The sequence below is a fragment of the Burkholderia sp. AU45274 genome (assembly GCF_030482505.1).
In the GTDB taxonomy this organism is placed as follows: Bacteria; Pseudomonadota; Gammaproteobacteria; order Burkholderiales; family Burkholderiaceae; genus Burkholderia.
In genome coordinates this window covers 75,995-95,386 of record NZ_JAUJQE010000013.1, presented here as the reverse complement: position 1 = coordinate 95,386, position 19,392 = coordinate 75,995, and the positions used below count along the sequence as shown (strand labels likewise).

General features: G+C 68.4%; 20 protein-coding genes and 1 riboswitch. Of the genes, 4 read left to right on the top strand and 16 right to left on the bottom strand.

The genetic code is table 11. From position 1 onward, the window contains the following. Nucleotides 1-61: 61 nt before the first annotated feature. The 16 genes from hisD to QZM35_RS32555 all read right to left on the bottom strand — a co-directional run bounded on the left by hisD (nucleotide 62) and on the right by QZM35_RS32555 (nucleotide 13,277). Nucleotides 62-1,378, bottom strand: coding sequence for a histidinol dehydrogenase (hisD, locus tag QZM35_RS32630; RefSeq protein ID WP_089424335.1), 1,317 nt, complete (start codon nucleotides 1,376-1,378; stop codon nucleotides 62-64). A 24-nt stretch (nucleotides 1,379-1,402) separates the two neighbouring features. Then, nucleotides 1,403-2,056 carry an ATP phosphoribosyltransferase gene (gene hisG / locus QZM35_RS32625; RefSeq protein WP_011350725.1) on the bottom strand — a complete coding sequence of 218 codons (654 nt, stop codon included), beginning with the start codon at nucleotides 2,054-2,056 and terminating at the stop codon, nucleotides 1,403-1,405. After that, on the bottom strand, nucleotides 2,053-3,402 hold the full coding sequence (gene murA / locus QZM35_RS32620; RefSeq protein ID WP_069246963.1) for a UDP-N-acetylglucosamine 1-carboxyvinyltransferase: 1,350 nt from the start codon (nucleotides 3,400-3,402) through the stop codon (nucleotides 2,053-2,055). Before murA ends, hisG begins: the two co-directional genes overlap by 4 nt. Before the next feature lie 14 nt (nucleotides 3,403-3,416). Then, entirely contained in the window at nucleotides 3,417-3,656 is a 240-nt protein-coding gene (locus QZM35_RS32615) for a BolA family protein (protein ID WP_006477131.1), read from the bottom strand. Between the two features lie 55 nt (nucleotides 3,657-3,711). Next, on the bottom strand, nucleotides 3,712-4,551 hold the full coding sequence (locus QZM35_RS32610) for an ABC transporter permease (RefSeq protein ID WP_256978078.1): 840 nt from the start codon (nucleotides 4,549-4,551) through the stop codon (nucleotides 3,712-3,714). Beyond that, nucleotides 4,548-5,474 (bottom strand): ABC transporter ATP-binding protein, encoded by a 927-nt coding sequence (locus QZM35_RS32605; protein ID WP_011350722.1) that lies wholly within the window; start codon nucleotides 5,472-5,474, stop codon nucleotides 4,548-4,550. The genes QZM35_RS32610 and QZM35_RS32605 overlap by 4 nt, the downstream gene beginning before the upstream one ends. Before the next feature lie 192 nt (nucleotides 5,475-5,666). Further along, complete coding sequence (locus tag QZM35_RS32600) at nucleotides 5,667-5,942, bottom strand: lipid asymmetry maintenance protein MlaB (protein ID WP_089424333.1); 276 nt, start codon at nucleotides 5,940-5,942, stop codon at nucleotides 5,667-5,669. Further along, entirely contained in the window at nucleotides 5,939-6,568 is a 630-nt protein-coding gene (locus QZM35_RS32595) for a phospholipid-binding protein MlaC (protein ID WP_050013177.1), read from the bottom strand. Before QZM35_RS32595 ends, QZM35_RS32600 begins: the two co-directional genes overlap by 4 nt. A 111-nt stretch (nucleotides 6,569-6,679) precedes the next feature. Then, on the bottom strand, nucleotides 6,680-7,645 hold the full coding sequence (locus QZM35_RS32590; RefSeq protein WP_046546273.1) for a VacJ family lipoprotein: 966 nt from the start codon (nucleotides 7,643-7,645) through the stop codon (nucleotides 6,680-6,682). A 30-nt stretch (nucleotides 7,646-7,675) separates the two neighbouring features. Continuing rightward, nucleotides 7,676-8,230, bottom strand: coding sequence for an outer membrane lipid asymmetry maintenance protein MlaD (mlaD, locus tag QZM35_RS32585; RefSeq protein WP_301777489.1), 555 nt, complete (start codon nucleotides 8,228-8,230; stop codon nucleotides 7,676-7,678). 24 nt (nucleotides 8,231-8,254) lie between these two features. After that, nucleotides 8,255-9,022 carry a lipid asymmetry maintenance ABC transporter permease subunit MlaE gene (gene mlaE, locus QZM35_RS32580; protein WP_006486220.1) on the bottom strand — a complete coding sequence of 256 codons (768 nt, stop codon included), beginning with the start codon at nucleotides 9,020-9,022 and terminating at the stop codon, nucleotides 8,255-8,257. Beyond that, the gene (locus tag QZM35_RS32575) at nucleotides 9,019-9,840 is read right to left on the bottom strand and encodes an ABC transporter ATP-binding protein (protein ID WP_006477138.1); all 822 of its coding nucleotides are present in this window, start codon (nucleotides 9,838-9,840) and stop codon (nucleotides 9,019-9,021) included. Before QZM35_RS32575 ends, mlaE begins: the two co-directional genes overlap by 4 nt. Nucleotides 9,841-9,924: 84 nt before the next feature. Continuing rightward, nucleotides 9,925-11,049: a thiamine phosphate synthase gene (gene thiE, locus QZM35_RS32570; protein ID WP_089424331.1), complete on the bottom strand. Its 1,125-nt coding sequence runs from the start codon at nucleotides 11,047-11,049 to the stop codon at nucleotides 9,925-9,927. Beyond that, the gene (locus QZM35_RS32565) at nucleotides 11,046-11,861 is read right to left on the bottom strand and encodes a thiazole synthase (protein ID WP_039322226.1); all 816 of its coding nucleotides are present in this window, start codon (nucleotides 11,859-11,861) and stop codon (nucleotides 11,046-11,048) included. Before QZM35_RS32565 ends, thiE begins: the two co-directional genes overlap by 4 nt. A gap of 49 nt (nucleotides 11,862-11,910) precedes the next feature. Then, nucleotides 11,911-12,108, bottom strand: a complete 198-nt coding sequence (gene thiS / locus QZM35_RS32560; protein ID WP_011350713.1) for a sulfur carrier protein ThiS — start codon at nucleotides 12,106-12,108, stop codon at nucleotides 11,911-11,913. A gap of 32 nt (nucleotides 12,109-12,140) precedes the next feature. After that, nucleotides 12,141-13,277: an FAD-dependent oxidoreductase gene (locus QZM35_RS32555; RefSeq protein ID WP_301777488.1), complete on the bottom strand. Its 1,137-nt coding sequence runs from the start codon at nucleotides 13,275-13,277 to the stop codon at nucleotides 12,141-12,143. A 225-nt stretch (nucleotides 13,278-13,502) separates the two neighbouring features. Beyond that, nucleotides 13,503-13,626: riboswitch (TPP riboswitch) on the bottom strand. Between the two features lie 269 nt (nucleotides 13,627-13,895). Here QZM35_RS32555 and QZM35_RS32550 point away from each other — a divergent pair. The 4 genes from QZM35_RS32550 to QZM35_RS32535 all read left to right on the top strand — a co-directional run bounded on the left by QZM35_RS32550 (nucleotide 13,896) and on the right by QZM35_RS32535 (nucleotide 19,276). Continuing rightward, nucleotides 13,896-15,665 (top strand): ABC transporter ATP-binding protein/permease, encoded by a 1,770-nt coding sequence (locus QZM35_RS32550; RefSeq protein WP_089424329.1) that lies wholly within the window; start codon nucleotides 13,896-13,898, stop codon nucleotides 15,663-15,665. Continuing rightward, nucleotides 15,662-16,438 (top strand): SDR family NAD(P)-dependent oxidoreductase, encoded by a 777-nt coding sequence (locus QZM35_RS32545; protein WP_089430506.1) that lies wholly within the window; start codon nucleotides 15,662-15,664, stop codon nucleotides 16,436-16,438. The genes QZM35_RS32550 and QZM35_RS32545 overlap by 4 nt, the downstream gene beginning before the upstream one ends. Nucleotides 16,439-16,671: 233 nt before the next feature. Then, nucleotides 16,672-17,934 carry an MFS transporter gene (locus tag QZM35_RS32540; RefSeq protein WP_089430505.1) on the top strand — a complete coding sequence of 421 codons (1,263 nt, stop codon included), beginning with the start codon at nucleotides 16,672-16,674 and terminating at the stop codon, nucleotides 17,932-17,934. Beyond that, nucleotides 17,918-19,276: a D-amino acid dehydrogenase gene (locus tag QZM35_RS32535; RefSeq protein WP_367620802.1), complete on the top strand. Its 1,359-nt coding sequence runs from the start codon at nucleotides 17,918-17,920 to the stop codon at nucleotides 19,274-19,276. Before QZM35_RS32540 ends, QZM35_RS32535 begins: the two co-directional genes overlap by 17 nt. Nucleotides 19,277-19,392 lie beyond the last annotated feature (116 nt).

Here is a 19,392-nt window from a genome sequence, read left to right as displayed (position 1 = left end):
GACCTTCGGGGGCAGGCCGGGCGGCACATCAGCGCCGGCCGCGGCCCCGTGCAGCGTGCGGTCAGTTCTTCATCCGGAATTCGGCGCTCTTCGCGTGCGCCTGCAGCCCTTCGCCGTACGCGAGCTCGGATGCGATCTCGCCGAGCGTCTGCGCACCTTCCGCGCTGACTTCGATCACGCTCGAGCGCTTGATGAAGTCGTACACGCCGAGCGGCGACGAGAAGCGCGCGGTGCGCGACGTCGGCAGCACGTGGTTCGGGCCCGCGCAGTAGTCGCCGAGGCTCTCGCTCGTGTAGCGGCCGAGGAAGATCGCGCCCGCATGGCGGATCTGCTGGCCCCATTGCTGCGGCTCCAGCGCGGAGATTTCCAGGTGCTCGGGCGCGATGTCGTTCGCGATCCGGCAAGCCTCGGCCATGTCGCGCACCTTGATCAGCGCGCCGCGGCCTTCGAGCGACGCGCGGATCACGTCCTGGCGCGGCATCGACGGCAGCAGCTCGTCGATCGCCTTTGCGACGCGCTCGAGGAACGCACCGTCCGGGCACAGCAGGATCGATTGCGCGAGTTCGTCGTGCTCGGCCTGCGAGAACAGGTCCATCGCGACCCAGTTCGGGTCGGTCGTGCCGTCGCACAGCACGAGGATTTCCGACGGCCCGGCGATCATGTCGATGCCGACCGTGCCGAACACGCGGCGCTTCGCCGACGCGACGTACGCATTGCCGGGGCCGCAGATCTTGTCGACGGCCGGCACCGTCGCCGTGCCGTATGCGAGCGCGCCGACCGCCTGCGCACCGCCGATCGTGAACACGCGATCGACGCCGCCGAGCAGCGCCGCGGCGAGCACGAGGTCGTTCTTCACGCCGTCCGGCGTCGGCACGACCATCACGATCTCGCCGACGCCCGCGACGCGCGCGGGAATCGCGTTCATCAGCACCGACGACGGATACGCGGCCTTGCCGCCCGGCACGTACAGGCCGACGCGGTCGAGCGGCGTGATCTTCTGGCCGAGCACCGTGCCGTCGCTTTCCGTGTATTGCCAGCTATGCGTGCCGCACTCGATCTTCTGCTTCTCGTGGTACGCACGCACCCGCGCGGCAGCGGCTTCCAGCGCCGCGCGCGCCTTCGGCGCGAGGCCGTCGAGCGCCGTCTGCAGCGCGTCCTGCGGCAGCTCCAGCGCGGCGACGCTCGTCGCGCTCAGCCGGTCGAAGCGGTTCGTGTACTCGAGCACCGCGGCATCGCCGCGCGACTTCACGTCGGCGAGGATCTGCGCGACCGATTGCTCGATCGCCGCGTCTTCGCTCGCCTCGAATGCGAGCAGCGCGCGCAGCTCGGCGCCGAAGCCTTCGCTCGTCGAATCGAGCTTGCGGATGGTGATGGACATGGGAGTTCCGTTACGGTGATGCGCTCAACCGCCATTCTGCGACGCGCGTTCGAACGCGTCGAGGATCGGCTTGAGCGCCGTGCGCTTCAACTTCAGCGCAGCCTGGTTCACGACGAGGCGCGACGAGATCGCCATGATCTCCTCGACCTCGACCAGATTGTTCGCCTTCAGCGTGCCGCCCGAGCTGACGAGGTCGACGATCGCGTCGGCCAGCCCGACCAGCGGCGCCAGCTCCATCGAGCCGTACAGCTTGATCAGGTCGACGTGCACGCCCTTCGCGGCAAAGTGCTCGCGTGCGGTTTCGACGTACTTCGTCGCGACGCGCAGGCGCGCGCCTTGGCGCACGGCGCTCGCATAGTCGAAACCGGCCGACACGGCCACCGACATCCGGCAGCGCGCAATGTTCAGATCGATCGGCTGGTACAGGCCCGAGCCGCCGTGCTCGACCAGCACGTCCTTGCCGGCCACGCCGAAGTCGGCCGCGCCGTATTCGACATAGGTCGGCACGTCGCTCGCGCGCACGATGATCACGCGCAGGTCGGGGTTCGTCGTCGGCAGGATCAGCTTGCGCGACGTTTCCGGATCCTCGGTCACCTGCACGCCGGCCGCGGCCAGCAGCGGCAGGGTTTCCTCGAAAATCCGGCCCTTCGACAGGGCAAGGGTCAGCGGCGCGGTCATGCTTGGCTCCCGGAAAGGCGGCGCACGTTCGCGCCGACGGCGGTCAGTTTGGCTTCCATGCGGTCGTAGCCGCGGTCCAGGTGATAGATGCGGTCGACCAGCGTTTCGCCGTCGGCACGCAGCCCGGCGATCACGAGGCTCGCCGACGCGCGCAGGTCGGTCGCCATCACGTTCGCGCCCGACAGCTTCTCGACCCCCGTCACGAGCGCGGTGTTGCCGTCGATCGTGATGTTCGCGCCGAGCCGGTTCAGCTCCTGCACGTGCATGAAACGGTTCTCGAAAATGGTTTCGACGACTTGCGCGGTGCCCGTCGCGACCGTATTGAGGGCCATGAACTGCGCCTGCATGTCGGTCGGGAACGCCGGGTATTCCGACGTGCGGATCGTCACCGCCGACGGGCGGCGGTCCATCTTCACGCGCAGCCAGCTGTCGCCTTCCTCGATCGACACGCCGGCTTCGCGCAGCTTGTCGATCACCGCGTCGAGGATGTGCGGGCGCACGCCCGTCAGCATCACGTCGCCGCCGGCCGCCGCGACCGCGCACAGGAACGTGCCGGCCTCGATGCGGTCGGGGATCACCGAATGGCGCGCGCCGTGCAGCCGCTCGACGCCCTGGATCACGAGGCGATCGGTGCCGATGCCGTCGATTTTCGCGCCCATCGCGACCAGCAAGTGTGCGAGATCGCTCACTTCCGGCTCGCGCGCGGCGTTTTCGATCACCGTCTCGCCGTCGGCGAGCGTCGCGGCCATCAGCAGGTTTTCCGTGCCCGTCACCGTGATCATGTCGGTCACGATGCGCGCGCCCTTCAGGCGCTTCGCGCGGGCTTCGATGAAGCCGTGCTCGATGCTGATCTCGGCGCCCATCGCCTGCAGGCCCTTGATGTGCTGGTCGACCGGACGCGCGCCGATCGCGCAGCCGCCCGGCAGCGACACCTTCGCCTCGCCGAAGCGCGCGAGCAGCGGCCCGAGCACGAGGATCGACGCACGCATCGTCTTCACGAGCTCGTACGGCGCGACGAGGTTGTCGACGCGCGACGCGTCGAGCTGCACGCGGCAGCCGTCCGTCTCGCTCTTCACGCCCATCTGGTTCAGCACCTTCAGCGTGGTCCGCACGTCCTTGAGATTCGGCACGTTGTCGAGATCGACCGGGTCACCGGTGAGCAGCCCCGCGCACAGGATCGGCAGCGCGGCATTCTTCGCGCCCGACACGACGATCTCGCCCGACAGGCGGTGGCCGCCTTCGATCACGAGCTTGTCCATCCCATGGCCATGCGCTTCCCCGTTGGCGGCCGGGTGTGCCGTGGCGACGCTCTGGACGGCGTCGCGCTCGTTGACGGTGACTTGCACTCAGTGATTTCCGTTTATGCGTTCTGCCATTCGGCGGGCGTCAGCGTCTTCATGCTGAGCGCGTGAATTTCCTGTTTCATGCGATCGCCGAGCGCCGCATAGACGAGCTGGTGCCGCTGGATCGGCCGCTTGCCTTCGAAGGCCGCCGACACGATCGTCGCGAAGAAATGCTGGCCGTCGCCTTCGACTTCCAGATGCGTGCAGGCGAGACCGCCGGCGATGTATTGCTTGACCTGTTCGGGAGTCGGCAACATGGTGTAAGGCTCCTGTCGGCGCGCGCCGCCCGGATGGCGGCCGCTGCCGTCGATATCAATGACGCAGTTTGTAGCCGGTCGCGAGCAGCCGCATCGCGATCAGCGCGAGCAGCACGAAGAAACCGGTGACGATCGCGAGGCTCGTGAACGGGTTGATATCGGACGCGCCGAAGAACCCGAAACGGAAGCCGTCGATCATGTAGAAAAACGGGTTGAGACGCGAGATCTCGCGCCACACGGGCGGCAGCGAGTGCGTCGAATAGAACACGCCGGACAGGAACGTCAGCGGCATGATCAGGAAGTTCTGGAACGCGGCGAGCTGGTCGAACTTCTCGGCCCAGATCCCGGCGATCAGGCCGAGCGTGCCGAGGATCGCCGAGCCGAGCAACGCGAACGCAATGATGAACAGCGGCGCCGCGAAATGCATCGGGATAAACCAGATCGTCACGACGAACACGCCGGCGCCGACCGCGAGGCCGCGCACCACGGACGCGAGCACGTACGCGCCGAAGATGTCGCGGTACGACAGCGGCGGCAGCAGCATGAACACGAGGTTGCCGGTGATCTTCGACTGGATCAGCGACGACGAGCTGTTCGCGAACGCGTTCTGCAGCACGCTCATCATCACGAGGCCCGGCACGAGAAAGCTCACGTACTCGACGCCCGGATACACCTCGACGCGGCCCGACAGCGCGTGGCCGAAGATCGTCAGATACAGCAGCGCCGTGACGATCGGTGCGCACACCGTCTGGAACGACACCTTCCAGAAACGCAGCAGTTCCTTGTAGAACAGCGTTTGAAAACCGCTTCCCGACACTCGCCGGGCCGCCCCAAGAGTGGCGGGCGCCCCCTCGGGGGGCAGCGAACGCAGTTCGCGTGGGGGTTGTTGATTCATGCCAATCCCTCGATGACGTCTGCTCCGTTCATCACCTGGACGAACACATCTTCGAGGTCGGCCTTGCGGACCTCGATCTCGTCGAACGTGCAGCCCGCCGCGCGGCATTGCGCGAGGATACGCTCGACATCGTCGTAGCTCGTCAGGCGCAGCAGATGCTCGCCCGGCGCGCGGGCGGCCGGATCGGACTCCAGCCCGCGCAGCTCGGACGGCAATGCGCCGGTCGCGAGGCGCAGGTACAGCTGCAGCCCCGCGAAGCGGCGCAGCAGCGCGTCGGTGCGGTCGAGCGCAACCACTTCGCCACGGCGCAGCATCGCGATGCGGTCGCACAGCGACTCGGCTTCCTCGAGGTAATGGGTGGTCAGCACGATCGTGTGGCCCTCGCGATTCAGCCGCGAGATGAATTTCCACAACGTCTGGCGCAGTTCGACGTCGACGCCGGCGGTCGGTTCGTCGAGCACGATCACCGGCGGCCGGTGCACGAGCGCCTGCGCGACCAGCACGCGGCGCTTCATGCCACCCGACAGCGCGCGCATGTTCGCGTCGGCCTTCTCGGTGAGGTCGAGATTGGCCATCACTTCGTCGATCCAGTCGTCGTTGCGGCGTAGCCCGAAATAGCCGGACTGGATCCGCAGCGTCTCGCGGACGGTGAAGAACGGATCGAACACGAGTTCCTGCGGCACGACGCCGAGTGCGCGGCGCGCGCCACGGAAGTCCTTGACGACGTCGTGACCACGCACCGAGATACTGCCTTCGTCGGCCCGGGCGAGCCCGGCGAGGATACTGATGAGCGTGGTTTTGCCTGCGCCGTTGGGGCCGAGCAGACCGAAAAACTCGCCTTCCTCGACCGACAGGCTGACGCCCTTGAGCGCCTGAAGCGACTTGTAGCGCTTCTTGACGTGACGGATTTCTATGGCTGACATGACTGTGCGCGACGCCAGGGCCGCGACGCCTATTCTGTGCTTGCTGCGTATGAAAATGGGGGCCGGACGCCGATTGGCTGCCCCGCAAAACGCTTGATTATAGGGCAAACCGGCTGGGGGAGCCGGTGCCGGAGGCACGCGGCCTGAAGCTTGCGCGCGCCGGGCGGCGCGGCAGGCTCCGGTCGGACAGGGTCAATGTCGCCCGGTGCCGTCGATGAGCGCGTCGACGCCGTACGCGCGCGCGAGGCTGGCGAGCTTCGGGGGGAGATTGTGGATGTCGAGGGTCGCGCCGCGCGCTTTGGCGGCACGTTGCCATGCGAGCAGCACGGCGAGCGCGGACGAATCGAACTGCGTCAGCGCCGCGCAATCGACGGCGGTCGCGCCCGCGCCGATGCGCGCAAGACCGTCCGCGAGCGCAGACTTCGCGCTCGCGACGGTCAACGAGGAGCCGGCTTCGAAGCCGCTCACGACGCTTGCTTGCCGGCGGCAAGTTGCTGGTTGCGCTGCGTGAGGAACTGGATCAGGCCTTCCACGCCGCTTTGCTGGATCTTCTCGTTGAACTGCTGCTGGTACGTCTGGATCAGCCACGCGCCGAGCACGTTCAGGTCATACACCTTCCAGCCGTTCGCCGTCTTGTACAGGCGGTAATCGATCTGGACCGGCTGGCCGTTGTTCATCGCGACCGTCTTGACCACGACATCGGTATCGGCCGGATCGGCACGGAACGGCGGGTACTGGATCTGCTGGTCCGGCTTCAGCTGCGCCAGCGCACCCGAGTACGTGCGGATCAGCAGCAGCTTGAACTGCTCCTGAACCTGCTGCTGCTGCTCGGCCGTCGCGGTGCGCCAGTTGCGGCCCATCGCGAGCTGCGTGGTGCGGCGGAAATCGGTGTACGGCAGGATGTCCTTGTTGACGATCGTGATGATGCGGTTGGTGTCGCCCTGCTTGATCGTCTGCTGCTTGACTTCGTCGAGCACCTGCTGCGTCGCCGTCTTGATCAGCGCCTGCGGGTTCGACTGGTCGACTTGCGCGTGGGCTGCGCTACCGAACGAGAACAGCGCCGCGAAAACGGGGATCAGGAACAGTTTTTTCATCATAGTGGCCTGCATGAATGAGTCGATGCGAAGGTTGGAGCAGGTAGCTTACGCGCAAGTTCGCATACGCTACCGACTGAATCGTTTCCGGCTGTAACGAATGTAAATCCGTCAGTGCAGCCGGATGCTCGGGAACCGGAACCCGCCCGGCGACGGCGGCGCCACCTGCATCGCCGGCACGTTCGTCTCGCTGGCCGGGTTCGGCGATTCGGCCGTGCCCGAAGCCGGCGCGGCCACCGCCGCGCCCGATGCGCCCGCCGGCGCCGTTGCACCGCCCACCGCCGCTGCGCCCGCCGCACCGGCCGCGCCGGCTGCCGCCGGTGCCGCGCCGTCTTCCGGCAGGTCGTACTTCGGCAGCGCATCGTTGCTCGACGTCGCGGCCGCCTCGCCGCGCGCGTTGCTGATCAGCATCTGGCGGCGTTGCAGGTACGCGTTACGGACGAACGAATACTTGTCGAGCGCCGCGGCATCCAGCACGTCGCCCGCGCCGAGCAGGTTCGAACGCGTGTTGACGAGATTGACGCCGAACAGGCCCCAGCTCAGGCCATCCGGTTTCACGTACGTGAGCGGGTTGCCGACGTAGTCGACGCCCAGGCCCGCCGTGTCGCGCAGCGTGCTCGGGCCGAGCAGCGGCAGCACGAGGTACGGGCCCGACGGCATGCCGTAGCGGCCCATCGTGATCCCGAAGTCGGCCGTGTGCTTCGGCAGCTTCGCGATCGTCGCGACGTCGAACAGGCCGCCGACGCCGAACACCGTGTTGATCACGACGCGCATGATGTCGCCGACGCCGTCGGCAATGCGCAGCTGCACGATGTTGTTCGCCGCGATGTAGACGTCGCCGATGTTCGAGAAGAAGTTTGTCACGCTGTCGCGCACCGGCTGCGGCACCACGTACTGGTAGCCCTTCGCGACCGGCTTCAGCGCATACGTGTCGACCGTGTCGTTGAACTTGTACATCGACCGGTTGAAGCCTTCGAGCGGATCGCCCTTGGTCGGCGTCTGCACGGTCGCGCAGCCGCTCAACGCGGCGACTGCCGCTACCGCCAGCGCGGCCTGCCTGATGCGGATCGTCTGCATGGTCATTCCCTCTTGTTTTCTCTCGTGTGGTTATTGGCCGGCCGAACCGGACACCGCCGGCGCCGGCACCGCCACCGGTGCGGGCGCGGCGGCCGAGGCACCGGCTGCCGGCTTCGCCCCGCCCGCATCGGCGGCCTTGCTGTACAGGAACTGGCCGATCAGGTTCTCGAGCACGATCGCCGATTGCGTCATCGTGATCGTATCGCCCGACTTCAGCATTTCGGTGTCACCGCCCGGATCCAGGCCGATATATTGCTCGCCGAGCAGGCCCGACGTCAGGATCTTCGCCGACGAATCCTTCGGGAACTGATACTGGCCGTCGACATCGATCGTGACAAGCGCCTGGTACGTATTCGTGTCGAAGCCGATCGACTTCACGCGGCCGACCACGACGCCCGCGCTCTTCACGGCCGCGCGCGGCTTCAGCCCGCCGATATTGTCGAATTTCATCCTCACCGAATAGGTCGGCTGAAACGACAGCGAGCTCATGTTGCCGACCTTGAGCGCCAGGAACAGCACCGCAAGGAAGCCCACCACCACGAACAGGCCGACCCAGAAGTCGAGAGCAGTCTTTTTCATCGTCATCCCAAAATTTGGCTTGGCTGAGGCTTAGCTGAACATCAGCGCGGTCAGCAGGAAATCGAGGCCGAGTACGGCGAGCGACGCGAACACGACCGTCTTGGTGGTCGCGCGCGACACGCCTTCGGGCGTGGGCTTCGCTTCATACCCTTGATAAAGCGCAATGAAGGTCACGGCGAACCCGAACACGATGCTCTTGATCACGCCGTTGCCGACGTCGGCCCAGACCTGCACGCCGCCCTGCATCTGCGACCAGAACGCGCCCGGATCGACGCCGATCAGCACGACGCCGACGAAGTAACCGCCGAGCACGCCGACCGCGTTGAAGATCGCCGCCAGCAGCGGCATCGCGATGATGCCCGCCCACATGCGCGGCGCGATCACGTTCTTGATCGGGTCCACCGCCATCATCTCGAGCGCGGTGAGCTGTTCGCCGGCTTTCATCAGACCGATCTCGGCCGTGAGCGACGTGCCCGCACGTCCCGCGAACAGCAGCGCGGTGACGACCGGCCCGAGCTCACGCACGAGCGACAGCGCGACCAGCAGACCGAGCGCCTGCTCGGAACCGTAGCGGTTCAGCGTGTAATAGCCCTGCAGGCCGAGCACGAAGCCGACGAACAGCCCCGACACGGCAATGATCACGAACGAATAGTTGCCGAGGAAGTGGATCTGCTTCGTGACCAGCCGCGGCCGGCGCAGCAGCGGGAAGAATTCCAGCACGAGGCGCACGAACAGCCGCGTGCCGTAGCCCGCGCGTTCGAGACCGCCGATGACGTAACGTCCGATCGCGCTGATCATGCGCGCCCTCCGCCGAGGCCGAAATCCGCTGCGAGCGGCGGGCTCGTGTAATGAAATTTGAACGGGCCGTCCGGCGCGCCGTCGATGAACTGCCGCACGCTCGGATCGGTCGACGCGCGCAGCTCGTCGGGGGTGCCCTGCGCGAGCACGCCGCCGTTGGCCAGGAAATACACGTAGTCGGCGATCGCGAACGATTCCGGCACGTCGTGCGTGACGAGGATCGACGTGGCGCCCAGCGCCTGGTTCAGCGTGCGGATCAGGTTCGCGGTGATGCCGAGCGAGATCGGATCGAGGCCCGCGAACGGCTCGTCGTACATGATGAGCTGCGGATCGAGCGCGATCGCGCGTGCCAGTGCGATGCGGCGCGCCATCCCGCCCGACACCTCGGACGGCATCAGGTCACGCGCGCCGCGCAGCCCGACCGCGTTGAGCTTCATCAGCACGAGGTCGCGGATCAGGTCTTCGGGCAGGTCGGTGTGCTCGCGCAGCGCGAACGCGACGTTCTCGAACACCGACATGTCGGTGAACAGCGCGCCGAACTGGAACAGCATGCCCATCTTGCGGCGCAGCGCGTACAGGCCGTCGCGCGTTTGCGCGCCGACATCGGCGCCGTCGAACAGCACCTGGCCTCGGCGCGCGCGCACAAGGCCGCCGATCAGGCGCAGCACGGTCGTCTTGCCGCAACCCGACCCGCCCATGACCGCAACCACCTGCCCACGCCCGAAGCGCAGGTTCAGGTTGGACAGGACGAGGCGGTCGCCGTAGCCAAAGTCGACGTCGCGAAGTTCCAGCAGTGTCTCGGTAGGAGTGGGGCTCACGGAGCTGACAGTCCTTTTACGCAGAACGCCGAATTATAGGGCCTGCATTGGAATGATGTCGTGAAGCCGTTCCGGGCCCTGCGGTCAACGATTGTCAAATTGTCCGGGAAAGCATTGCTGCAATGCAGCAATGGCGGCCCGATAGTCGGTCGCACCCGTCACCGCACTGACGACCGCGACACTGCCGACGCCCGTTGCCAGCACGCCCGGCAGCGCGTCGAGCCCCACCCCGCCGATCGCGACGAGCGGCGCCTGGGTGCCCGCGAAGCGCGCATAGCGGGTGATCCGCGCGAGGCCCTGTGGCGGCGCAACAACGGCCTTGGTCGCGGTCGCGTACACGGGGCCGAGCGCGAGATAGCTCGGGTGCTCGTGCAATGCCCGCAACATTTCGTAATAACCGTGGCTCGAAAGTCCGAGCCGCAGGCCCGCGCGCGCGATCGCGGCCAGATCGGCCGTCTCGAGGTCCTCCTGGCCCAGATGAACGCCGTACGCCCCCTCTTCTGCAGCGATCTGCCAGTGATCGTTGATGAACACGCGCGCATCGGAATAGCGGCGCCCGGCCGCGACCGCGCGGGCGATTTCCCGCCGCAAGGTGTCCGGCGTCGCGCCTTTCACACGCAGTTGCACGGTTCGCACGCCGCAATCGAGCACACGCTCGACCCATTCGGCGTCCGGCACGACCGGATACAGGCCGAGTTGCGCGGGACACGGCGCGAACGCGGGTTCGGGCGCGGCCGGCAGCCCGGCGATCCGCGGAAACCGCGCGGCGTCGACCGGCCACGCATCGGCGGCGCGGGTTTCATCGCCGTCGCGCCAGGCCAGCGCCAGCACCAGCGCGTCGATCGACGCAAAGCCGCAATCGAGGAACGCCGCGAGCGCGGCGATCCAGTCGTCCCCGAGCGGATGCGCGGCGTCGAGCGCGTAACGCGCGCCCGCCGTGTGAAACACGGCGCCCTGCTCGTCGAATTCGATCGCGACGGCGCCCGGCGCCGCGGGCCGCGACGCGGCCGACACGCGCGCCTGCGCGGCGCGGTCGCCAGCCGAGACGATCAGCACGTCGCCATCGGCCGGCACATCGGGCACCGCGACGCAGAGCCGCCACGGCGCCGCCCCGCGCGGCCAGTCGCCGAGCCGCGCGCGAATCCGTTCGGCCGCTTCGGCCAGTTCGTCGGCCGGCGGCCAGAATGCATCGGCGAAACGCGCGCTCATGCGCCGCCTCCGTCCTGGTGCCAGAACGGCATCCCGACGACCGGCGTGCTCGCATGGGCGGTCTCGCGCGCATCCATCGGCCCGGCGAGATAGGCGGCACGGCCGGCCTCGACGCCCTGCGCAAACGCGCGCGCCATGATCTCGGGATGCGTGGCCTGCGACACGGCCGTGTTCAGCAACACGCCGTCGAAGCCCCACTCCATCACCTGGCACGCATGCGACGGCACGCCGAGCCCCGCGTCGACGATCAGCGGCACGTCCGGCAGCCGCTCGCGCAGCACGCGCAGGCCGTACGGGTTCACGACGCCCTTGCCCGTGCCGATCGGCGCGCCCCACGGCATCAGCGCCTCGCAGCCGACGTCGAGCAGGCGCCGGCCGATCACCAGATCCTCGGTGCAGTACGGCAGCACCTTGAAACCGTCCTTGACCAGTTGCGCGGCCGCTTCGATCAGGCCGACCGGGTCGGGCTGCAGCGTGTAGTCGTCGCCGATCAGTTCGAGCTTGATCCAGTCGGTGTCGAAGACCTCGCGCGCCATGTGCGCGGTCGTCACGGCTTCGGCGACGGTCTGGCAGCCGGCCGTGTTCGGCAGCAGCGGCACCGCGTGGCGCTTGAGCAGGTCGAAGAAGCCGGCTTCGGCCGTGCCGCCGGTCATCTGGCGGCGCAGCGCGACCGTCACCATCCCGGGACGCGACGCGGCGATCGAATCGGACAGCGACTGCAGCGACGGATAGCGCGACGTGCCGAGCAACACGCGGCTTGCGAAGGTTTCGCCGTACAGCGTCAACGCGTCGGCGGAGGTGAGGGACGTCATGTCGTTTTCCTGAAAGAGCGGGGACGAAGCGTGAACAACGCGGCGGCGCTCAGCCGCCCGCGACCGGGTGCACGACGTCGAGCTTGTCGCCCGCCGCGAGTGCGCGCGCCGCGTGCTGCGTGCGCGCGACGAAGTTGCCGTTCAGCGCGACCGCGTACGGCGGACGCGCGCCGTACGCGGCGAGCGCGTCGGCCACCGTTGCGCCGTCGGGCAACGTCAGGTTCTGTTGGTTGATCTGGATGTCCATGGGGCTTCGTCGAATTCGGTCGGCAGCGCGCGTCAGGCCGGCTGGCGCGCGTCGTTGCAGTGATGAAGGAGCGTCGGCCAGCGCTCGGCGTCGCGCCACGCGGCGAACGCATCGGCATCGCCGAACGCGCCGCCGAGCGCGGCTTCGGCAACCGCGACCGCCGCGTGCGCGACTTCCGGCGCGATCATGAAGCCGTGCCGGTACAGGCCGTTGACGGCGAGCGTCGACGCGCCGTCCCAGATCACCGCCGGGCGATGATCGGGCAGCGTCGGCCGGCACTGCGCATTGAGTTCGAGGATGCGCGCCTCGCCAAACGCCGGATGCACGGAGAACGCCGCGCTCAGCAGTTCGAGCGCGGAGCGCACGCTGACGGGCGACATGTCCTCGCCCTCCACCTCGGTCGCGCCGATCACATAGAGATCGCCCTGCTTCGGCGCGATGTACAGCGGGTAGCGCGGATGCAGCAGCCGCACGGGCCGGGTGAGCCCGATGCCGGGCGCACGCACGCGCGCGACTTCGCCACGGATGCCGCGCAACGCGGGCAGCGCGGATTTCGCGCCGAGCCCGCGACAATCGATCGTGAAATGCGCGGCGGGCAGGTTCGCATCGTCGATGGTGACGTGCCAGTGCAGGTCGACGCCGCGCTCGACGAGGCCGGCCGCGAGCGCGCGCAGCGCCTGGCGATTGTCGAGCTGGCCTTCGTTCGGCAACAGCAGGCCGCGCGCGAAGCGGCCCGCGAGCACGGGCTCGGCCGCGTCGACCTGCGCGCCGGCGAGCGTCACGAAACCGCGGTCGAACAGGTCGGCCGGCGCGTTCGCGCGCACGCGCCGCTCGAACAGCGGCGCCTCGGCGCGATCGGCGTGGTGCCAGACGACGAGCGTGCCGTGCTGCTGGAAGAAGACGGGTTCGGGCAGTTCCGCGAGCCACTGCGGCCAGCGCGCGAGCGACGCGGCGCCCAGCTCGGTGATCAGCAGCTCCGCGCTCGCCGCTTCCGCGAGCGGCGCGAGCATCGCGGCCGCGATCCATGCGGCCGACTGCTCGCCGTCCGGGCCGCCGCGCTCGTAAAGCGCGACGCGATGCCCGTCGCCCGCGAGCCGCCAGGCGATCAGGCGGCCGACGAGGCCGCCGCCGAGCACCGCGAAATCGGGTCGGGAATCCCGGGCGTTCATCGCGCGCCCTCCGCGCGAGCACGCACGACGAGCGTCGACGCGCACGCGCCGCCGCATGCGGACGCACGCGGCATCGGGCCGGGAACCATGCAAAAGACTGAAGATTGTGCGGTCATCATTCCTTCCGTAACGCGCAAGGCGCGTACCCAAAAGGACGAAACCGGCAGCAAAGGCCGGCCGGGCGGGACAAGGGCGCTGACCATGTGGGATGGCAGCCAGCGCGACCCGGCGGGATCAGAAACTTCCCTCGCCGGTATTACCCGGATCGGGTGCGAAGGGTCTTTCTCAGCCTCATCGCGCTGCCCGGAACATCTGCCGGCCGCGCCACGAAGCACCCCTGTTTCGTCGTCGGCCATTAGACCATAAAAGCGGAAAGCGCCGCAAACTGTCCCCCTTGCGGCAAATTCGCCGACGTGCCGCGCCGCTCTGGCACAATGCCCGCAGGCCGGCCGCGCGAGCGGCCGGTTGCCGCGTCACCGCCGGCCTTAAGTGCCGTTTAAGACGCGCGGGCGACCATCCGGACGCCCGCCGTCAGTCGGCGCCGCGTCCCGGCATGCCGTATCGCGGCGCGCGCCCGGCTTCGCCCGGCCCGCGCGCCGGCTACTCATCAGGAAGCACATGACCCAATCGATCGATCCCGTCCGCTCCGCCTCCGACGCGCCGCAGGACGAGCGCCCGGTATCCGCATGGAGCCTCATCAAGCCCTACTGGGTATCGTCCGAATGGAAAATCGCGTGGGGCCTGCTGGTCACGATCATCGCGATCAACCTCTGCGTGGTCTGGATCAACGTCCGGCTGAACAAGTGGAACGCGGAGTTCTACAACGCGCTGCAGTCGAAGGACGTCCACGACTTCCCGAACCTGCTGATGCAGTTCTCCGCGCTCGCGTTCGCCTTCATCATCCTCGCCGTGTACGGCCGCTACCTGCGGCAGATGCTCGGCTTCCGCTGGCGCCAGTGGCTCACCGACCGCTTTCTCGGCCAGTGGCTCGGCGATCGCGCGTTCTACCGGATCGAGCGTGACCGCCTCGCCGACAACCCCGACCAGCGGATCACCGACGACCTCCAGTCGTTCGCGACGACCACGCTCGCGCTGTCGCTCGACCTGCTGTCGACGGTCGTCACGCTCGTGTCGTTCATCACGATCCTGTGGTCGCTCGCCGGCGCGCTGACGATTTCGCTCGGCGCGACGCCGATCGCGATTCCCGGCTACATGGTGTGGGCGGCCGCGCTGTACGCGGTGGTCGGCTCGCTGATCATCCAGAAGGTCGGCCATCCGCTCGTGTCGATCAACTACCAGCAGCAGCGCGTCGAGGCCGACTTCCGCTTCGGGCTGATCCGCGTGCGCGAGAACGCCGAGCAGATCGCGTTCTACGACGGCGAGAAGACCGAGACCGGCAACGCGCAAAACCTCTTCATGCGCATCCGCGACAACTGGTGGCGCGTGATGAAGTACACGAAGCGGCTCACGTTCGTGCTGAGCTTCTACGGGCAGATCGCGATCATCTTCCCGCTCGTCGTCGCCGCGCCGCGCTATTTCGCCGGTGCGTTCTCGTTCGGCGTGCTGATGCAGATCTCGTCCGCGTTCGGCACCGTCAGCGATTCGTTCTCGTGGTTCATCAACAGTTACTCGACCCTCGTCGAATGGCGCGCCACCGTCAACCGTCTGCGCGAATTCAAGCGCGTGATGAGCACGTCGCACCTGAAGGAAAGCCTGTCGCCCGCGACCGAGCACGGCGGCATCAACCTGCACTACGTCGACGGCGCGAAACTGTCGACGTCGTCGCTCAAGCTCGCGCTGCCGAACGGCAATGCGCTCGCGAACATCGGCAGCGTCACGATCGAGCCCGGCTCGCGCTGGCTCGTGATCGGCAAGTCGGGTTCCGGCAAGAGCACGTTCATGCGCGCGCTCGCGGGCCTGTGGCCGTTCGGCGACGGCGCGATCGATGCGCCGGTCGGCGCGCGGATGATGTTCGTGCCGCAGACGAGCTACTTGCCGATCGGCACGCTGAAGGCTGCGCTCACCTATCCGGCGACGGCCGACGCGTTCAGTGACGAAGCCTGCCGCGACGCGCTGCGCGCATGCCGCCTCGAGGATTACGTCGACCGCCTCGACGAGACCGCGCACTGGACCCGCGTGCTGTCGCCGGGCGAACAGCAGCGCCTGGCCGGCGCGCGCGTGCTGCTGCACAAGCCCGACTTCCTGTTCCTCGACGAAGCGACCAGCGCGCTCGACGCCGACAACGAAGCGCGCCTGTACCACCTGTTCGCCGAACGGCTGCCGAAGGCCGCGATCGTCAGCATCGCGCACCGCGAATCGCTGGCCGCGTTCCACGTCGGCACGATCAACGTCGAGCGCGTGAACGACAGCGACAAGGTCGCGGCTTGAGCGCACGCGCCGCGCACACCGCACGGATCGCGCTGATCACCGGCGCGGGTTCCGGGATCGGCGCGGCGCTCGCGCGGCGGCTTGCGGCACCCGGTATCGCGCTGGCGCTGCACGCGCGCGGCGCAGACGAAGCGGCGCGCGCCCGGCTCACCGAAGTTGCTCGCTCATGCACGGCGGCCGGCGCGGCGTGCGTCACGCTTACCGGCGATCTCGGTGAGCCGGGCGTCGCCGCGTCGCTCGTCGAGGCGACCGCCACGCACTTCGGCGGGCTCGATCATCTCGTCGCCAATGCCGGCTTCGCCGCGCGGCAATCCTTTTCCGGTCTTTCCGCGGATGCGCTCGCGTCGGCCTTCGCGGCGATGCCCGGCGCGTTCTCCGCGCTCGCGGGCCGCGCGCGGCCGCTGCTCGAAGCGTCGGTTGCGCCGCGGATCGTCGCGGTCAGCTCGTTCGTCGCGCACCGCTACCGCGCCGACGCGCCGTTCGCGGCCACCGCCGCGGCGAAGGCCGCGCTCGAATCGCTCGTGCGCTCCGCCGCCGCCGAATTCGCCGCCCGCGGCATCACCGTCAACGCGGTCGCGCCCGGCTTCACGCGCAAGGACCACGGGCCGAGCGCCGGCAATGCCGCCGCATGGGCGCAGGCCGAACAGGCGACACCGCTCGGCCGGATCGCCGAACCCGACGATGTGGCCGCGCTGATCGCGTTCCTGCTGTCGGACGCCGCGCGGCAGATCACCGGGCAGGTCGTGCATGTCGACGGTGGCCTGACGCTCTGAAGCACGTACCTGCGCGCCGTGCCGGCGCGTGGACCGTCGCCGTTGCCCGGGCATGCCTGTCGCCCAGGCGCGATCGGATCGGCCATCACGCGTTCCCCGGACGAACACCCTCCGCCCTCGCCGTTCACCGCGCCGCCACGCACCGGCACTCCCCTTTTTGGCACCCCGCATCCCGCCCGTAAAATAGCCGCCAGACGGCAGCGCGAGACGAGACAAAAGAGGGGGCGGCAAGCATGCAGGCATTCCAGTGGTTCAACGAACTGTCGACGCGCGAGCGCAGGACGCTGTACGCCGGCTTCGGCGGCTACGCGGTCGATGCGTTCGACTTCATGATCTATTCGTTCCTGATTCCGACGCTGATCGCCACCTGGGGCATGACGAAGAGCGAGGCCGGGATGATCGCGACGAGCTCGCTGATCTCGTCGGCGCTCGGCGGCTGGGTCGCCGGCATCCTTGCCGACCGCTACGGCCGCGTACGCGTGCTGCAGTGGACGATCGCGACGTTCGCGCTGTTCACCTGCCTGTCCGGCTTCACCCATTCGTTCTGGCAGCTGCTCGCGACGCGCACGCTGCAGGGCTTCGGCTTCGGCGGCGAATGGTCGGTCGTGACGATCATGATGGCCGAGACGATCCGCTCGCCCGAGCATCGCGGGAAAGCGGTCGGCACCGTGCAGAGCAGCTGGTCGTTCGGCTGGGGCGCGGCCGCGATCCTCTACTGGGCGTTCTTCGCGCTGCTGCCCGAGCAGGTCGCATGGCGCGCGTGCTTCTGGATCGGCATCCTGCCCGCGCTGTGGATCCTGTACATCCGCCGCAACGTCAGCGATCCGGACATCTACACGGCCACCCGCCGCGCGCGCGACGAAGGCCGCGTGTCGGGCCACTTCCTCGAGATCTTCTCGCCGCCGCACCTGCGCGCGACGCTGTTCGGCAGCGCGCTGTGCACCGGGATGCTCGGCGGCTACTACGCGATCACGACGTGGCTGCCCACCTACCTGAAAACCGTCCGCCACCTGTCGGTGTTCAACACGAGCGGCTATCTCGTCGTGCTGATCGTCGGCTCGTTCGTCGGCTATGTGGTCGGCGCGATCCTGTCCGACCGGCTCGGCCGCCGCGCGTCGTTCATCCTGTTCGCGATCGGCTCGTTCTCGCTCGGCATGGCGTACACGATGCTGCCGATCACCGACACCGCGATGCTGCTGCTCGGCTTCCCGCTCGGCATCGTCGTGCAGGGGATCTTCGCGGGCGTCGGCGCTTATCTATCGGAGCTGTATCCGGGCGCGATCCGCGGCTCGGGCCAGGGCTTCTGCTACAACCTCGGGCGCGGGCTCGGCTCGTTCTTCCCGATTCTCGTCGGCGCGCTGTCGCAGTCGATGTCGCTCGTAAAGGCGATCGGCCTCGTGGCCGGCGGCGGCTACCTGCTCGTGATCGTCGCCGCGCTCGTGCTGCCGGAAACGCGCGGCAAGTCGCTCGTCGACGATCCTGCCGTCGCGTCGTGAGCGACTTCTTCGTTCGGGAAACCGCATGCATGTGATCGTTCTCGGCGCCGGCGTGATCGGCGTCACCACGGCCTGGCACCTGCGCGAAGCAGGCTGCGACGTCACCGTGATCGAACGCGAAGCCGATGTCGCGCAGGCGACGAGCCTCGGCAACGCGGGCGTGATCGCCCCCGGCTACGTGACGCCGTGGGCCGCGCCCGGGATGCCCGGCAAGATCCTCAAGTACCTGTTCAAGCCCGCTTCGCCGCTGATCTTCCGGCCGACGCTCGACGCCGCGCAGTGGCGCTGGATCGCGCGCTGGCTGCGCGAATGCGAATTCGAGCGGTTCCGCGTGAACAAGCAGCGGATGCAACGCATCGCGTATTACAGCCGCGCGTGCCTGCACGCGTTTCGCGACCGCCATCCGTTCGACTACGGCGCGAGCCGCGGCTATCTGCAACTGCTGCGCGGCGCGTTCGACGTCGAGATGGTGCAGCCCGCGTTGAAGGTGCTGCGCGACGCCGGCATCGCGTTCCGCGAACTCGACGCGGCCGGCTGCACGGCGATCGAGCCGGGCCTGCGCTGGGCGCGGCAGGCGCCCGTCGGCGGCATCTACCTGCCCGACGACGAAGCCGGCGACTGCGCACGCTTCACGCGCGAACTGCGGGCACTGTGCGAAGCCAGCGGCGTGACGTTCCGCTTTCGCACGGAAGTGCGGGCGCTCGACGTTGAAGCCGGCCGGGTGCGCGGCGTGCGGATCGTCGGCACCGGCGACGAGGATGGCGGACCGAATCCGCGCGCATCGAACCCCGGCGGCCAGCACCGCGACGTGCGGCTCGCCGCCGATGCGATCGTCGTCGCGCTCGGTGTCGACAGCGCCGGCCTGCTGCGGCCGCATGGCATCGACGTACCGCTGTATCCGGTGAAGGGCTACTCGGCGACGCTCGCCGTCGTCGACGACGAAAAATCGCCACACGCCGCGCTGATGGACGAATCGCTGAAGACGGCGATCACGCGTTTCGGCCCGACGCTGCGCGTCGCGGGTACCGCGGAACTCGGCAACCGGCACGCCGCGCTGCGCCAGCAGGCGCTCGATACGCTGATGAAGGTGCTCGACGACTGGTTCCCGCACGCGGCCGATCGGGCGTCGGCGCGCTTCTGGGTCGGCCGCCGGCCGATGACGCCCGACGGGCCGCCGCTGCTGGGCGCGAGCGGGATCGACGGACTCTGGCTGAACGTCGGCCACGGCTCGACGGGCTGGGCGATGTCGATGGGTTCGGGGAAGGTGGTGGCGGATCTCGTCACGGGGCGAGAACCGGAGATCGATCTGTCGGGGTTGACGCTCGCGCGCTACGTCCGGTAGGCCCGGTAGGCCCGGTAGGCCCGGTAGGCCCGGTAGGCCCGGTAGGCCCGACGATATCGTCGACGCGATGCGCTGACGCGATACACATGGCGGCCGGCAATCACAACGCGGCTCAC

Coding starts and splice junctions, on each gene's coding strand:
- hisD (WP_089424335.1), bottom strand. CDS start 1,378: ATGTCCATCACCATCCGCAAGCTCGATTCGACGAGCGAAGGCTTCGGC.
- hisG (WP_011350725.1), bottom strand. CDS start 2,056: ATGACCGCGCCGCTGACCCTTGCCCTGTCGAAGGGCCGGATTTTCGAG.
- QZM35_RS32615 (WP_006477131.1), bottom strand. CDS start 3,656: ATGTTGCCGACTCCCGAACAGGTCAAGCAATACATCGCCGGCGGTCTC.
- QZM35_RS32610 (WP_256978078.1), bottom strand. CDS start 4,551: ATGAATCAACAACCCCCACGCGAACTGCGTTCGCTGCCCCCCGAGGGG.
- QZM35_RS32605 (WP_011350722.1), bottom strand. CDS start 5,474: ATGTCAGCCATAGAAATCCGTCACGTCAAGAAGCGCTACAAGTCGCTT.
- QZM35_RS32595 (WP_050013177.1), bottom strand. CDS start 6,568: ATGAAAAAACTGTTCCTGATCCCCGTTTTCGCGGCGCTGTTCTCGTTC.
- QZM35_RS32590 (WP_046546273.1), bottom strand. CDS start 7,645: ATGCAGACGATCCGCATCAGGCAGGCCGCGCTGGCGGTAGCGGCAGTC.
- mlaD (WP_301777489.1), bottom strand. CDS start 8,230: ATGACGATGAAAAAGACTGCTCTCGACTTCTGGGTCGGCCTGTTCGTG.
- mlaE (WP_006486220.1), bottom strand. CDS start 9,022: ATGATCAGCGCGATCGGACGTTACGTCATCGGCGGTCTCGAACGCGCG.
- thiE (WP_089424331.1), bottom strand. CDS start 11,049: ATGAGCGCGCGTTTCGCCGATGCATTCTGGCCGCCGGCCGACGAACTG.
- QZM35_RS32565 (WP_039322226.1), bottom strand. CDS start 11,861: ATGACGTCCCTCACCTCCGCCGACGCGTTGACGCTGTACGGCGAAACC.
- thiS (WP_011350713.1), bottom strand. CDS start 12,108: ATGGACATCCAGATCAACCAACAGAACCTGACGTTGCCCGACGGCGCA.
- QZM35_RS32555 (WP_301777488.1), bottom strand. CDS start 13,277: ATGAACGCCCGGGATTCCCGACCCGATTTCGCGGTGCTCGGCGGCGGC.
- QZM35_RS32550 (WP_089424329.1), top strand. CDS start 13,896: ATGACCCAATCGATCGATCCCGTCCGCTCCGCCTCCGACGCGCCGCAG.
- QZM35_RS32540 (WP_089430505.1), top strand. CDS start 16,672: ATGCAGGCATTCCAGTGGTTCAACGAACTGTCGACGCGCGAGCGCAGG.